General features: G+C 60.8%; 13 protein-coding genes. 3 read left to right on the top strand and 10 right to left on the bottom strand.

Going from position 1 to position 14,735, the window contains the following annotated elements; all coding sequences use genetic code 11:
- Positions 1–75: 75 nt before the first annotated feature.
- From KBP52_RS05525 to KBP52_RS05515, 3 genes are read right to left on the bottom strand one after another with little or no spacing between them, the layout of a single operon-like run.
- Positions 76–660, bottom strand: coding sequence for a glutathione S-transferase (locus KBP52_RS05525; protein ID WP_212622296.1), 585 nt, complete (start codon positions 658–660; stop codon positions 76–78).
- Positions 657–4,298: an AAA family ATPase gene (locus KBP52_RS05520; protein WP_212622295.1), complete on the bottom strand. Its 3,642-nt coding sequence runs from the start codon at positions 4,296–4,298 to the stop codon at positions 657–659. Before KBP52_RS05520 ends, KBP52_RS05525 begins: the two co-directional genes overlap by 4 nt.
- Positions 4,295–5,539 (bottom strand): exonuclease SbcCD subunit D C-terminal domain-containing protein, encoded by a 1,245-nt coding sequence (locus KBP52_RS05515; RefSeq protein ID WP_212622294.1) that lies wholly within the window; start codon positions 5,537–5,539, stop codon positions 4,295–4,297. Before KBP52_RS05515 ends, KBP52_RS05520 begins: the two co-directional genes overlap by 4 nt.
- A gap of 212 nt (positions 5,540–5,751) precedes the next feature.
- Here KBP52_RS05515 and KBP52_RS05510 point away from each other — a divergent pair, with 212 nt between their 5' ends.
- From KBP52_RS05510 to KBP52_RS05500, 3 genes are all read left to right on the top strand, one after another.
- Positions 5,752–6,243, top strand: coding sequence for a hypothetical protein (locus KBP52_RS05510; protein WP_077573239.1), 492 nt, complete (start codon positions 5,752–5,754; stop codon positions 6,241–6,243).
- A gap of 1 nt (position 6,244) precedes the next feature.
- Positions 6,245–6,586, top strand: a complete 342-nt coding sequence (locus tag KBP52_RS05505) for a hypothetical protein (RefSeq protein ID WP_116029099.1) — start codon at positions 6,245–6,247, stop codon at positions 6,584–6,586.
- A 73-nt stretch (positions 6,587–6,659) separates the two neighbouring features.
- Positions 6,660–6,962, top strand: a complete 303-nt coding sequence (locus KBP52_RS05500; protein WP_077573237.1) for a hypothetical protein — start codon at positions 6,660–6,662, stop codon at positions 6,960–6,962.
- Positions 6,963–7,178: 216 nt separating this feature from the next.
- Here the strand turns inward: KBP52_RS05500 and KBP52_RS05495 are convergent, their stop codons facing one another.
- The 7 genes from KBP52_RS05495 to KBP52_RS05465 form a co-directional block, all read right to left on the bottom strand.
- Positions 7,179–8,816, bottom strand: a complete 1,638-nt coding sequence (locus tag KBP52_RS05495; protein ID WP_212622293.1) for a BatD family protein — start codon at positions 8,814–8,816, stop codon at positions 7,179–7,181.
- Positions 8,813–10,552 carry a tetratricopeptide repeat protein gene (locus KBP52_RS05490; RefSeq protein WP_212622292.1) on the bottom strand — a complete coding sequence of 580 codons (1,740 nt, stop codon included), beginning with the start codon at positions 10,550–10,552 and terminating at the stop codon, positions 8,813–8,815. Before KBP52_RS05490 ends, KBP52_RS05495 begins: the two co-directional genes overlap by 4 nt.
- Complete coding sequence (locus KBP52_RS05485) at positions 10,549–11,628, bottom strand: VWA domain-containing protein (protein WP_007950106.1); 1,080 nt, start codon at positions 11,626–11,628, stop codon at positions 10,549–10,551. The genes KBP52_RS05490 and KBP52_RS05485 overlap by 4 nt, the downstream gene beginning before the upstream one ends.
- Positions 11,621–12,118: a DUF4381 domain-containing protein gene (locus KBP52_RS05480; RefSeq protein ID WP_077573233.1), complete on the bottom strand. Its 498-nt coding sequence runs from the start codon at positions 12,116–12,118 to the stop codon at positions 11,621–11,623. The genes KBP52_RS05485 and KBP52_RS05480 overlap by 8 nt, the downstream gene beginning before the upstream one ends.
- Positions 12,115–13,059, bottom strand: coding sequence for a DUF58 domain-containing protein (locus tag KBP52_RS05475; RefSeq protein WP_116029096.1), 945 nt, complete (start codon positions 13,057–13,059; stop codon positions 12,115–12,117). Before KBP52_RS05475 ends, KBP52_RS05480 begins: the two co-directional genes overlap by 4 nt.
- Before the next feature lie 5 nt (positions 13,060–13,064).
- The gene (locus KBP52_RS05470) at positions 13,065–14,024 is read right to left on the bottom strand and encodes a MoxR family ATPase (protein ID WP_007913915.1); all 960 of its coding nucleotides are present in this window, start codon (positions 14,022–14,024) and stop codon (positions 13,065–13,067) included.
- Between the two features lie 269 nt (positions 14,025–14,293).
- On the bottom strand, positions 14,294–14,647 hold the full coding sequence (locus KBP52_RS05465; RefSeq protein ID WP_007913918.1) for a hypothetical protein: 354 nt from the start codon (positions 14,645–14,647) through the stop codon (positions 14,294–14,296).
- Between the last annotated feature and the right edge of the window lie 88 nt (positions 14,648–14,735).

Below are 14,735 nucleotides of genomic sequence, written 5' to 3'. Positions count from 1 at the left end.
GTAGGAGTTGCCGAAGGCTGCGATCTTTTAAAGGCAAGATCAAAAGATCGCAGCCTTCGGCAGCTCCTACATGAGTTACTTCTTCATGATCGAGGTGAACAGGTCGGATTCGAGGAAACGCTGTAACCAGGCCTGTAAACGAACATAAGGCGTCTGCGCAAACCACTCACGATCAACATGGGCAAACTGCCGCACGAACGGCAGCAGGGCGATATCTGCCAGGCTGGGATGATCGGTCAGCAAATAATCGCGATCGGTCAGCAACTCATCCAGCCTCTGCAAGAACAACGCCCCCTCAGCCCGATAAACTTCCATCGGCTGCTCCGGGTAGCGCTCGGCGTATTTATAGCGATTCAAGTGCACCTTGAACCCCTGATCATTCGCCTCGATCAATTCAGCAATCCGCGCATCATCCTCAAACAGCCAGCTATCCGGATCATGCTGCGCCAACGCCCAGCGCATGATCTCCAGACTCTCATCAATCACCCGCCCACCGGCATCCAGCACCGGCACCGTGCCCTTGGGCGAGATCGCCAGCATCTCTGCCGGTTTCGCCTTGAGGCTGACCTCAACGATGTCCACCGGTACACCCGAATAACGCAATGCCATCCGCGCCCGCATCGCGTAAGGGCAGCGGCGGAAGGAATACAGCGTGTTCATTTCACCTCCAGCGTGCTCAAACCATTGCCTTGGCGCTGCACCTGAATCTGCACCGGAATCCGTTCGTGCATTTCCTGCACATGGGAAATCACCGCGACCTTGCGGCCCTGCGCCTGCAAACCATCGAGCGCATCCATGGCCAGTTGCAGCGATTCCGGATCGAGGCTGCCGAAACCTTCATCGATAAACAGCGATTCGATTTTCAGCGTGCTCGAGGCCATCGATGCCAAGCCCAAGGCCAACGCCAGCGACACCAGAAAGGTTTCGCCGCCAGACAACGAATGCACCGAGCGCAGTTCGTCACCCATTTCGGTGTCCATTACCAGCAGGCCAAGCATGCTGCCGCCGCGCTTGAGGCGATAGCGTTTGACCAGTTGGCGCAGTTGCACGTTGGCGTGATGCACCAGCAAATCGAGGTTGTAGGCCTGGGCGATCTTGCGGAAGGTGTCGCCGGTGGCCGAGCCGATCAAGGCACTCAGGCGCGCCCAGCGTTGATACTCGGCGTAGGCCGAGGCGATCTGCTGCGCCAGCGCCTGATTGGCGTTCTGTCGGCGCTGATCTTCGGCCTGTTCGGCACGCAATTCGGCGCACTGCTGTTCGCTGACGATGAACTGGTTTTGCACATCTGTGAGGGCGCTGGCCAGTTGTTCGGCATCCAGATTGCCGTTGTGCTGCGCCTGATGATCAATCAGACGCTGGTCACGTTCCTGCAACAACACCTTGGCCTGTTCGATGGCTTTTTCGTTGTGCTGCAAGCGCTGACGCAGCTCGGCGACTTGCCCGTCATCGACTCGCAACAGATCTTCGAGGCCACCGTCATCCAGTTCAGGATGGCGGGCGCGCCAGTCGGCAATCTTGCCGGCCAGATCCTGGTCTTCGCTTTGCAGCGCTTGCAAACGTTCCTGCTGCGCCTTGAGTTCGGCGGCAATCTGCACGAGTTGCGTGCGCACGCTTTGCAGTTCCTGCGCGGTGCCGGTTTCGGCATTGCGCGCCTGCTCAACCGCTTGCTCGAGTTGCTGCTGCCAGTGCTCCGCGCTGCTGTGCTCGCCAAGCAACTGTGCGAGTTTTTGCTGGCAGGCTTGCTGTTGCTCGGTCAGCGCAGTGAATTGCTGTTCGGCGCTGAGCAACTGCTGTGCGCGGGTCTGCTGGCGATCCTGCTCTTTCTCCAGCGTTTGTTGCCGCTGTTGCTGCTCGGCCTGTTCTTCCTTCTGCTGATCGACTTGCGCCAGGCGCTCGGCGATCTGCCGGTCGAGCTGCATGAAGGTTGCCGCTGGTTCCTGGCGCAGGGCTTCGAGGGTGTCGGCCGGCAGCAGATTGCCGAACGCCGTCAGTTCTTCGTCGAGACGCTGACGGTCGCTGCTCAGCTCGCGCTGCTGATTGCTCAGGTGCTGCGCCGCTTGCTGGTGCGCGGTTTCCGCCTGACGCAATTGCTGGGTCAGACGCGCGGCATCCTGTTGCAGGGTGAGCAGGGCGCTTTGGCGTTGCTCGTCCTGAGTAATGCTCTGGTTCAGTTGTTCGTTTTGCCGGGCGAGCCAGGCATCGCGCTTGTCGGCGTCCTGATTGAACAACTGCGCGGACAGCGGATGCGCATCGAGGCTAGGCGCCAACGCTTGCTGCTGGGTTGCCAGTTGTTCTTGCTGTTGCAGCAGTTCTTTCTGTTGCGCAATCACGCCACCGACTTCGGCGCGCAGTTCGATGAGTTTTTCCTTGAGCTGATCGACCACCTGCTGGGCGTTGGCCTGCTCGCTTTCATCGTGGCGACCAAGGCTTTGCAGCAACGCTTCGGGTTGATGATACGGATGCTCATTGCTGCCGCAGACCGGGCATGGCTGATCGTCCTGCAACTGCGCGCGCAACTCTTCGACGCTGGCACTGCGCGCCAGCCGCTGACGTTCAAGCAGCTCGCGGGTGACGTTGAGGGTTTGCTCGGCGACGGTCAATTCGGCCTTGGTTTTTACCCCTTCCTGAGTCAACCGCTCGCGTTCCTGCTGGGCGCTGAGTTGGCGCTGTTGCAACTCGGCGCTGCGCTTGTCCAGATCCTGTTGCGTGGCCCACAGGCGCGACAGGTCTTCGAAGGCGCGCAGTTGTTTGCGGTTGTCCTGCAGCAGCGTGCCGAGGATGCCGATCTGCTCGGCGACCGCATCAGGTTCGGCGCCGGCCTCCTTGAATAGCACTTCCAGTTGCTGCTTTTGCGTGGTCAGCTCTGCGGCGCTGCGCGTGGCGTTTTCTTCGAGGCTCGCCAGTTCCGCCTGACCCTTGTTCAGGCGATTGCCGATCAACATCAACTGTTGCAGGCGATCGCGGTAGGCATTCCACGCATCACTCAGCGGTGCCAGATGGGTACTTTGCTCCAGCTCAGCGGCGATGCGTTGCAGGCGTTCGGCGACTTGGGTCTGTTTATCCAGCAAGGCTTGAATGGCATTCTGGCCCTCGGTGCAAGCCTGCTGCGCATTGAGCCTGGCTTCGGTACTTTGCGCGACATCCTTGGCCAGACGGGCGAGGGTGCTTTGCTCTTCGAAGGCCTGACGCAATAACGGCGCGTTTTCACTTTGCCGTTGTTGCGCTTCGCTCAGAGCGACTTTCGCTGCTTCGAGATTCTGCTCCAGTTGCGTCTGACGCTCAGTCAGTTCGGCATGTTGCCGGGTGTGCGCGGCAATTTGCGCGGCCAGTGGCGTCAGCAAGGCATCGAGTTCGCTTTTGCGCGCGAACTGATGCCGCTGCGGGCCGAGCTGCTCCAGTCGCGTCAGTTTCACCCGCTCGCCGGCCAGACTTTCCGAATGCTGTTGCGCGCTGTGCAGTTGCTCGGCGGCCGCTTGCTGCGCGTCCTGCAACACACGCAAATCCTTGAGCCAGCCGTGCTGTTGCTCAAGCTGTTTGAGCTGCGCCTGCTGCAACTTCATTTGCTGTTGCGCAGCATTGAAGCGCTCGTCCAGCTCGGCCCGGGCTTCAGGTGCCAACGGGGTGACGCCGGTGGCCTGATCCTGCAACAGCTTGTGCGCTTCGCGGGCCTCTTTGGTCTTGTCGAAGGCGCGGCGGCCGAGGCGGGTGTACAGCGCGGTGTCGGTGAGCTTTTCCAGCAGCTCGCTGCGGTCGTTGTCGTCAGCCTTGAGGAACGCGCTGAACTCGCTCTGTGCCAACAGCACGGCGCGAGTGAACTGTTCGAAGTTCAGGCCGAGCGCAGCTTCCAGTTGAGTTTTGTATTCGCCTTTCTGGCTGGCGAGCAGTTGATCCTGATCGATGTCGCGCAGGCTCTGACGACTCGCCTGCAACTTGCCGCCGGCCTTCTCGCGGGCGCGGTTGGCTTCCCAGCGCGCCCGATAACGACGGCCATCGACACCGACGAAATCCACTTCCGCATAGCCTTCGCCGGTGCCACGACGCAGCAAGGTGCGCGGGTCGCCAGTGGCGATTTCTCCGTCGGCATCCGGGACTTTCGCGTCGCGGCCGGTGTTGTTCAGACGCGGCACCGCGCCGAACAGCGCCAGGCACAGCGCGTCGAGCAGGGTGCTTTTACCGGCACCGGTCGGGCCGGTGATCGCGAACAGGCCAGCGCTGGCCAGCGGTTCAGCGGTGAAATCGATTTCGAACGGGCCGGCCAGCGAGGCAAGGTTTTTCAAGCGAATGGCGAGAATCTTCATGGCTGCTCGCCCTCCAGTTGCACGTCTTGCAGCAATTCGGCGAAGTCCTTCAGCGTCTGCTCGTCGACCTCGCTGCCATAGTTGTCGAGCCAGGCGCGGCTGAACAATTCCTGCGGAGTGAGTTGGTCGAGTTCGATCAGCGCGCTGCCGTCCTCCGATCCGTCAGCGCCACGGTTGCCGGCGTATTCAGCGGCGATACGCACCAGGCGCACAGCTTTGCCTTGCAGAGCGCTTTCGACTTGATGGCGCAGATCCGGCTGCGGTTCGTCGAGGGTTACGCGCACTTCCAGCCACGGTTGCCGCTGGGTTTCCGCGAGCAGGTCGATGTTCGGCAGATCGGCCAGTTGCAGCAGGATCTCGGCCAGCGGTGCCGGGCCGATGCGTTGCAGGTTGACCGAGCGCGGGATCAGTTTCGGCTCAACGCTGACCAGGGTTTCACCGTCGAGGGTGACGTCGAGAATCTGGTGCTGATAACCGATTTCCGAGAACGACAACGGGATCGGCGAGCCGCTGTAGCGAATGCGTTCTTCACCGTTGACCTTCTGCGGCTTGTGCAAATGGCCGAGGGCGACGTAACTGATGCTCGGCCCGAACAGACTGGCGGGCAGGGCTTCGGCGTTGCCGATGATCAGGCTGCGCTCGGAATCCTCTGAAACCGAGCCGCCAGCCATGTGCGCGTGGCTGATGGCGATCAATGCCTGACCGGGCTTGCGCTTGGCATTGGCCGCTTCGATCAGCCATTCATGCACCTGACCGATGCCACGCAAATAGTTGTCGCCCAGATGCGCGCCGGTGACTTCCGCCGGACGCAGAAACGGCAGCGCCAGGCACCACGCGGCGACTTCGCCGGTTTTATCCGGCAAAGGCAGCAGCAGGCGTTCGGCATCCAGTTGTCCGTCATCCAGCCACAACACCCGGCCCAGCGCATGGGTGCGCAAACGGCGCATCAGCGGCGCGGGCAGTTCGATCCGCGAGCCGGAATCGTGGTTGCCGGCAATCATCACGATAGTCAGCAACGGCTGCTGCTCGTGGGCGCTGACGATGAAATCGTAAAGGCGTTCCTGGGCTTTGACCGGCGGATTGACCGTGTCAAAGATGTCCCCGGCGATCAACAGCACATCCGGGTGCGCCAGTTGCAGTTGGCGCAGCAGCCATTCGAGGAAGCACGCATGCTCGAAATCGCGCTCCTGGCCGTGCAGGTTTTGCCCAAGGTGCCAGTCGGAGGTGTGGAACAGACGCAAGGTGGACTCCGCAACAATTAAAGAGGTGATGGCCGCAGGTGAAATGATGGCGGCGAAAGAGGGGAGAGTTTACAGATTATTGCGGTGGTGGGGCTTGTCCGGACGGGACGTAACCGGGCATTTCGACGAATCCCTTCGTTGACGCCCAAACAGCAGCTATCTAGTATCTGGCCATCATATTGATATCGCCTCGGCTGCATGGAGCAAACGCAGTGCAACTGATCAACGCTATACCCCCTGTCATCGACACTGAACAATATGACGCCTGGAAGAAACAGTGGGCGAGTCAGGAAGGCCTGGATATCCATTCTTACATCAATGATCAATGCCACCCGGAACAGATGCTGTTGTTCTCGACGTTGTTCTTCCCGACGTTCGTCGTGTCTCAAGGGGGCGTTTTTCTAGAGCGAAATTTTTCAGTAGAAACGTTCGCGCGCTGCTTGAGCCTGGCCTCTCACGACATGGCAGAGGCTGAGCGGCTGTTGAATTATGTGAAGCTCTATGATGTTTTTGGTCAATACGGAGATGGCGTATCACATAGCATATTTCTGCAGTTGTGCGAGGTCATCGGGTTTGCCTGGCGCATGGTGCTGAAGGAAAAATTCCCGGACAAGTTATTCAGTGTCGAGGTGTCGAACTCCGATGAGAATTACGGCCCGGTGGTTACGTTTTATCAGGTGAAGTGCGAAAAAAGAGAACGTTGAGATGAACGATTTCGAGTCGGTGAAAAACCTGATCATCCAATTGGTGAAAGAAAAGACGGGTAGCTTTGATGGCAATAGTTTGGAGGCCGATTACAAGCTGGACTGGGAGGCTGAGCTTTCTGAAAGGATGGGAAACGCTTTCTATAATATGTCCAGAGCGGCATCCGCCAAGGACAATGCAGACGATGTCATGTTGAAAGTTGCGCTGATGAATTCACGTGTGGACTTCATGGATCTGGCTAATTTTTTTCGCGATATTTATGACGATCTCGATGCGTTGGTAAAAAAACCTTTTTGGCCGGAAATCCCCAAAGGTTTTGATTACGAAAAAGTCTCGGATTAAGAGGCCGCTGGCTGGATCTCGGGCGGGGTAAATCCCTCCCCGTTTTACACCATCAAATTCCGGAGGTTATTTAGTGATCACTGAAGATATAAAAATTTTCGAAGAGATTTTCCAATTGGTCGAAGCAGGCATCGTCCATGGCTATGACGCGTTCCGATACGGTGTTGAGCTGGGTGAGGGCTATATAGAAACGGAATTAGCCGTCGAGAAAGACGGAATTGAGGACTGGAACGCGGAAACCGATATAAACGGGGCGATAATTCTTCGTCTGGTCGATCAATTGCAGGCAAACGCAGTCAAACGCGGTGAACCCTGGAAGGCGTTTGTTCTCTCTTATCGCGAAGGCGAACAAGTGAAAACGAAATTCAAGTATTGATCGGGGACGCCGCATTTCCGCGTTCCGGGTAACGAACGGGTGGCTCTGGCCACCTGTCGTTTGTCTGAGCGGCGCAGCAAGACAGGCCCAGAGTGATGCCTGTCTATCCAGCCCGAGGGGGGGAGTTTCTTCCTACCCTTCGGCAGGCGAACGTCAAGCTCGTTACAAGCCCTTCCTGCCAATACATCCCTCAGTGTTCGTTGAGGGATCGTGCGTTCACTTCGGATAAAGCGGCGGCAACCCACTATCACCCACCGGATCCTGTACCCGTTCCGCCGCTGGAATCGTGCGGATCGCCCGCCACAGATCCTCACCCTGCCAATGCTGCCCCGTCTCGCTGTACAGCGCACCATTCAACCCATCCAGCGCATCCGACAACGGCACAAACCGCGCCGCCATATCCGCCAATGTCTCAGGTTGCTGCCGCGCCCACGCATCCAGCGCCTGCCGCGTCGCCTGCGGATCATTCGCCTGGCTCGCACGCTTGATGTCATCCATCAACGTGCGTGGGCTCGGGCCAGTTTGGGCGGCGCGGTGCACTGCCGGTTGCCAGCGTGCGCGCCACCACAGGCCGAAGCCGAGCAGGGTGGTGCAGGCGAGGATCAGGGTGCTGAGTTTCCACCACCACAACACATCGTTATCGACGGCGCTCACCTGCAGAGTGCCGGCCGGGGTGTCGACTTGCAGGCTCGGGTTGTTGGCCACTTGCAGGGTGCGCGCGGGCAGGCTGCTGTGTTCCAGATGGTCTTCGAAGGTGTTCCACCAAACCACGTCCACCGTCGACAATTCGATGGCGCCGCTACGGCTTGGCACCAGCGCTTCGCGTTCTTCACGGCTGCCGACAATGCCGCGGTCGGTGCTCTGGTTGCTCAGCACTGGTTGATCGGGGTAGCGGCGCAGGCCGTTGACGTCGGTGGCGGGCAGCGCCGGCAGTTGCGAGGCAGCCAGACCTTCGACTTTCAACGTCAGGCTGCGGGTCAGGGAATCGCCAACCTGAGTGTGTTCCGGTTCCGGGTTCCAGCTTTCGCTGAGGCTCAGGCTGCGCGCGGGTAGCCATGGCGCGTCGACCGGATAGGTCAGTGGCTTGGGTTTGACGGTCAGGGGGATTTCGGCGGAACTGACGCGCATCAGTTTGCCCGGTTTCGGCCCCTGTGCATTTGCGTCCTGAGATGGCTGCGTGTCGACCAGTGTGGCGCTGAAGGTCTGCGGCGCAATGGTCAGCAAACCGCTGTGTTGCGGGTAGATCGCATAGCGCATTTCGATCACGCCATGGCGCACACCGTTGAGGTCTTTTTCGTAGGTGCGCGTGTCGCCGAGTTGCTCGATGCGTGCATCGACGATTTGCAGCGGCGTCAGGCTGCTGTCGTCGTACAGCGACACCGAATGGTAGATGCGCAAAGTCAGGATCGCCTGCGCCTGCACATAGACGCTGGACTGATCGAGGCTGGCTTCGATGAACACCGGATCAAGGCTGTTCTTGTTCTCGCGGGTGTCGCTTTCGACCACTTGCACGGTGATCGGCTGGCTCTGCGCATCGCCCAGTTGCAGCGGCGGAATCACCACGCTGCCGTTCTCTTTCGGCAGCAGGGTGATGATCCAGCGCGTGGTCGCGCGGTTGTCACCGTTGAGGGTATTGAGCTGGTTGACCTGGCGCGTGCCGCGCACTTCGAACAACGCTTCCAGCGCGGTCAGATCGGGTTTGCCAAACTGGGTGACGTCGCTGGTTTCGAGGGTGAGCTCGACCGTCTCGCCGGAGTTCAGGCGACTGCGATCCACACTGGCCGTCAGCTCGGCCGCCTGGGCGGTGGCCGTGCAGAGCAGCAGGGGCAGCAAGAGAGCGGTGAAGCGGGTCATTGAGTGTTTTCCTGATCCTGATGTTGTTGCTGTTCGTACCAGAATTTGCGTCGCAGCAGTTCGCCCGGATCATCCGGGATCTTGCCCAGCCATTGTTCCAGTGCCTGACGCTGCTCGCCTTGGAGGTTGTCTTCACTCGGGCGCTGCGTCGGCACGGTGTCCGTTTGTTCTTCCTCGGCGCTGCCCGGCACTTCGTTGGGGCCTGGCTGCGGCGGTGTAGTCGGTGGCGGTTCGCTGGCCGATTCGCTCGGTTGCGCTTCGCTCTGGGTTTCACTTTTTACCGCCGGCGGCGGCGTGGTCGCGGGCGCTGGTTCGTCGCCCGGCAGACTTTGCTGTCCGCTGGGCTGGGTGTCCGGCTCGGCGGGCGGCGGTGTGTTTTTCTGCTTGAGCAGGTTTTCTACCAGGGCCTTGTTGGTCTGCGCCGGACGCAAATCCGGCTGCAGTTCCAGGGCCTGTTCATAGGCGTCGATTGCCGCTTCCAGCTCACCGCTTTTCGCCAAAGCGTTGCCACGATTGTAGTGGGCGCGGGCATCGCTGCCTTCGGCGAAACGCTGAGCGGCGCCACTGTAGTCGCCGGCCTCGTACAACGCCACCCCTTGCCATTGGTGATCGTCAAAATGCTGCGCGGCTTCGGCCGGGCGCTTCTGTTTGAGCAAATGCAGGCCCTGTTGATCGGGGCGCAGCCACAAATCCTCAAAGTCAAAAGCGTAGCTCGGCTGTGGCAAGCAAAACAGCAACGGCAGGCAGAACAACCAGCCGCGCCGCCCGGCGCACGCCGCGAGCAGCAACAGCGGCAACAGCAGCCAGTAACCTTGATCGGCCCAGGTATCGAGGCGCACGGTCTGGCCATCGTCGCGCAGACTGCGCGGGCCGTTGAGCAGACCGAGCGCGCCAAGATCCGCTTCGTCGAGGCGAGCAGGGTGGTATTCGCCACCGACGCTGTTGAGGAACGCGCTCAGGCCCGGACTGTCGAGTTGCGGCACGCGAATTGCGCCTTGCTCGTCCTTGAGGAAACTGCCGTCCTCCTGAGCAATCGGCGCACCTTCGGCGGTGCCGACGCCGAGCATCAACAATTGTGCCGACTCACCGTTGAGGGCACGACGAATGCCTTGGCGTTCTTCTTCATCGAGCGATGAGCCGATCAGCAGAATCCGACCTTGGCCGAGCGCACCCTGTTTCAGCAGGGCCAGCGCTTTACTCACGGCCAGGTCGGCACGATGGCCGCTTTCCGGCATCAGCGACGGTTTGAGCGCGTCGAGCAAATTGCGACTGGTCGCGAGGTCATCCGACAGCGGCACCAGCGTGTGCGCGCTACCGGCGTAGACGACGATCGCAGTCTGCGCATCGCTGCGTGCCTGCAACAGGTCGAACAGCTTGCGCCGCGCCTGTTCCAGTCGTGTCGGCGGCGAGTCGGTGGCGAGCATTTCCGGGGTCAGCTCCAGTACCACCACCAACGGGTCGGCGGGTTTCTGGCTGGTCTGTTCAACGCGCTCCCAGCTCGGCCCGAGCAGCGCCAGAACCGTCAGCAGCCATGCCACGCCGAGGGCAATCCACGGCAGTTTGCTGTCGCGACCATTGCCGCCACTGAGCAGGGTGGCATGAAACGCCGGCGGCAAAATCATTTGCCAGCGCCCGGCGCGTTTCTGCCGGTGCCAGAGTTGCCAGATCAGCCAGCCCAGCAGCGGTAGCAACAGCAACCACCACGGACGGAACCAGTGCGGCCAGAGCGCGATCATCGGCGCCTCCGCAGACGCAGGCGCTTGAGGCGTTCGCGCCAGTCAGGCAGCGGACTTTGCAGATACAGCTCCTTGGTGAACAGGCGTTGCAACGGGTTGTCCGGCCACAATTCACGGGCGACCAGCAATAGGCTCAACCACAACGCCAGCGCCAGAGGCCAGTGATACAAGGCTTGCGCCGGGCGCGCCTGGGTCGGTTGCTGGGTCACCGGTTCGAGTTGGTCGAGGGTGTCTTTGATCGCTTGCAGCTCTTTGCCGTCGTGGGCACGGAAATACTGGCCACCGGTGACTTCGGCGATGGCTTTGAGCGCAGGTTCGTCGAGGTCCAGGCTCGGATTGACGCCGAGCAGGCCGGTGGAACCGCTGTCCTCAGGATTGGCGCCGATGCCGATCGGGTAGATCTTCACGCCTTCGCTGGCGGCCAGTTTTGCCGCCGTCAGCGGATCGATTTCGCCGCCGTTGTTGGCGCCGTCAGTCACCAGAATCAGCACGCGGCTTTGCGCCGGGCGCATGCGCAGGCGTTTCAGCGCCAGACCGATGGCGTCGCCGATCGCAGTGTTCTTGCCGGCAATGCCGATGCGCGCTTCGTCGAGCCAGACGCGCACGGTGTGGCGATCAAACGTCAGCGGCGCTTGCAGATAAGCCTGACTGCCAAACAGGATCAAGCCGACACGGTCGCCATCGCGGCTTTCGAGGAAATCTCCGAGCAGATGCTGCACCAGCGTCAGGCGACTGACTTCTTCGTCCTGCCACTGCATGTCGGGGAAATCCATCGAGCCGGACACATCCACCGCCACCAATAGGTCTCGCCCACTGGCAGCGATCGGCAGTGGTTCGCCGAGCCATTGCGGACGGGCGGCGGCGGTCAGCAGCAACAGCCACAGCAGCATGAACGGCGCCTGTTGACGCCACGCGGGCAGGTTGGCGCGAGCGCGACGGCGGGCGAGGCCTTCCAGATCGGCGAGGAAGCTGACTTTCAGGGCTGGCTCGCCGCTGTCGGCCACCGGCAAGACCAGACGCATCAGCCACGGCAGCGGCACCAGCACGAAGATCCACGGCCAGGCGAACTCAAACATGTTTGCGAATCCACGTGTCGACGGCTTGGGTCAGGCCGGCGATGGCTTTGTCGTCGAGTTTGCATTCTGGTTTGTACGCGCCTTCGACCAGCACCATCCAGCGCGTCAGGCCCGCCGCCGGGCAACGATTATCGAGAAAGGCCAGCCATTTACGCCCGTTGAGGGTGTGGCTCTGGCTGTAGGGATAGTGGTTGCGGCACAGGCGTTTGAGCAGGCCGTTGAGTTGCTGCAGCCAGGCACCGGCCGGGGCGCCGTCGTAGGGTTTGGGCATTTGCGCGAGTTCAGCGAGGGCGGCGATGCGCACCGGGTCGAGTGGCTGTTCGGCACGCACGATCGGACGTTTCTTGATGGGAATGAAGCGGCGCAGCTTCCACGCGGCAAAACCGAGCAGCGGCAATAACAACAGCAGCAACCACCAGCCCGGTGCCGGCGGCCAGAAGGCGATCGGTGGCGGTGAGATCAGTGGTTGCAGTTGTTCGAGGCCGTTCATCGACCTTTCCCCGGACGCTGCGGATTGAGGAATTCGCGCATCTGCTCGACCATTTCACTCTGCGTGCTCAGCGGCATCAGCAAAACTCGCAGCTTTTGCGCGAGCAATTCCCAGCGCGCGATGCGTGCTTCGGCCTGGGCGCGATAGGTCTGGCGCAGATCGAAGTTCAGCGTGTCGAGTTCGAGTTGCGCGCCGCGTTCGGCGAATCTGAGCAGGCCGGCAGCGGGCAGGGCGTGATCCAGCGGATCGGAAATCGGCAACATCAACAGGTCGCAATGACGCGATAAAAGGCTGAGCTGTTGTTCGGCGCTGTCGGACAGTGCACGTTCGTCGCAGATCACGATGGCCAGACTGCCGGGGCGCAACACTTCGCGGGCGCGGCGCAGGGCCACGCCAAAGGCATCGCGATCCGGTTCACGCTCGCTGTGCAGCGATTGATTGACCTTGACCAGACGGTTGAGCAATTGCAGCAGGCTCTGTTTGCTACGCCGCGGTTTGATTTCATAGTGCTCATTGTCGCCAAACACCAGCCCGCCAACCCGGTCGTTATGGCCGAGCGCGGCCCAACCGATCAACGCCGCGACTTGCGCCGCGAGCACCGATTTGAACATCAGCCCGGAGCCGAAAAACAGCCGCGTGCTTTGCTCGACCATTATGAAAATCGGCCGTTCGCGCTCTTCATGGAACAGCTTGGTGTGCGGCTCTTGGGTGCGTGCGGTCACGCGCCAGTCGATGGTGCGCACGTCGTCGCCGGCCTGATAGACCCGCACCTGATCGAAGTCGACGCCGCGACCACGGAATTTCGAATGGTGCAGGCCGATCAGCGGGCTGCGCTGACTCGGCGTGGAAAACAGCTGCACTTCGCGCACGCGGTGACGCATCTCGATCAGCTCGGCGAGGCTGACGCGGATACCCGGTTCGGACGGCAGGGGGGCGTTCATGGGGGTCAAGCGACGGCTACGACGTCGAGAATCCGCTGTACCACCCGATCCTGATCGATGCCGGCGGCTTCGGCTTCAAACGACAGAATGATGCGGTGACGCAACACATCGAACAGCACCGCCTGAATGTCTTCCGGGCTGACGAAGTCACGACCGGCCAGCCAGGCGTGGGCGCGGGCACAGCGGTCGAGGGCGATGGAACCGCGAGGGCTGGCGCCGTAGGCGATCCACTCGGCCATTTCCGGGTCGAACTTGGCCGGGTTGCGCGTGGCCATGACCAGTTGCACCAGGTATTCCTCCACAGCGTCGGCCATGTACAGGCCGAGGATTTCCTTGCGCGCGGCGAAGATCGCCTGTTGGCTGACGCGGCGCTCGGGCTTGGTTTCACCGTTCAACGCTTCGCCACGAGCCTGCTGCAAGATACGGCGTTCGACGGCGGCGTCCGGGAAACCGATTTTCACGTGCATCAGGAAACGGTCGAGCTGGGCTTCCGGCAGCGGATAGGTGCCTTCCTGCTCGATCGGGTTTTGCGTGGCCATTACCAGAAACAGCGGCGACAGCTCATACGTGCTGCGACCGACACTGACCTGACGCTCGGCCATGGCTTCGAGCAGCGCCGATTGCACCTTGGCCGGGGCACGGTTGATTTCGTCCGCCAGCACCAGGTTGTGGAAGATCGGCCCCTGCTGGAACACGAAACTGCCGGTTTCCGGACGATAGATCTCGGTGCCGGTGATGTCGGCCGGCAACAGGTCAGGGGTGAACTGGATGCGATGGAACTGGGCTTCGATGCCCTCGGCGAGTTCTTTGATCGCTTTGGTCTTGGCCAGACCCGGCGCGCCCTCGACCAGCATGTGGCCGTCGGCGAGCAGGGCGATGAGCAAACGCTCGATAAGTTTTTCCTGGCCGAGAATCTGCGTTGAAAGAAAGGTTCGCAGCGCCAGCAGCGCTTCACGATGTTCCATCGGTGACTGTTCCTGGAAAGGGGTGGCCACAGGCGTTCGGATAACGCCGGGGCTGGGGGCGTTACTTTAATCCATCGCGGGGGGTGGCGACTAACGGCATTTTGCGCAAAGTGCGGGAAATGACTGGGGGATTTGTTGAATTTTTGTAGCAGGGGAGTGATTGGTTGCCTGTGCCGGCCCTATCGCGAGCAGGCTCACTCCTACAATGGATCGTCGTACACGGACCTGTAGGAGTGAGCCTGCTCGCGATGGGGCCAGTTCGAGCGCAATCAAACTTCGTTAATGAAGGTACCCGTCCCATCAAGGATGTTCGTCAAGGTCTCAACAACCTCATCCAGATCAACCATATCCGGGTTAAAGCTGATCTCCAGCACATCATCCCCATTCAGCGCATCGGCATCCGCCGCCGCAATCTCGATCTTCAGCAGCGTCGAGGTCAAAGTCACTTTCACGCCGTCGAGCGTCGAAGGCTCGCCATCCAGCGTGATCTCCAGCTCGTCCTCGTCCGGGTAGCGGCTCATCAGGAACATGTCGCCCTTGTCGCTGTGGCAGCAGAGCATGGCCATGTTGTCTTCTTCGTCATCGCACGGGTTGACGATGAGTAGGGCGGTGGTCATTTGCATGGGGAGTTCCTGGTTGGGCGGGCGCGTCTGACGGTGCGCAAAAAAGCCGATTTTGCCAGCCTGAGGAAAATTCTGCTGAACATCGTTG

The sequence above is a fragment of the Pseudomonas sp. SCA2728.1_7 genome (genome assembly GCF_018138145.1).
GTDB classification, from domain to species: domain Bacteria; phylum Pseudomonadota; class Gammaproteobacteria; order Pseudomonadales; family Pseudomonadaceae; genus Aquipseudomonas; species Aquipseudomonas koreensis_A.
Note: the sequence above shows the minus strand (reverse complement) of the source record. Positions and strands in the feature narration are given on the sequence as shown.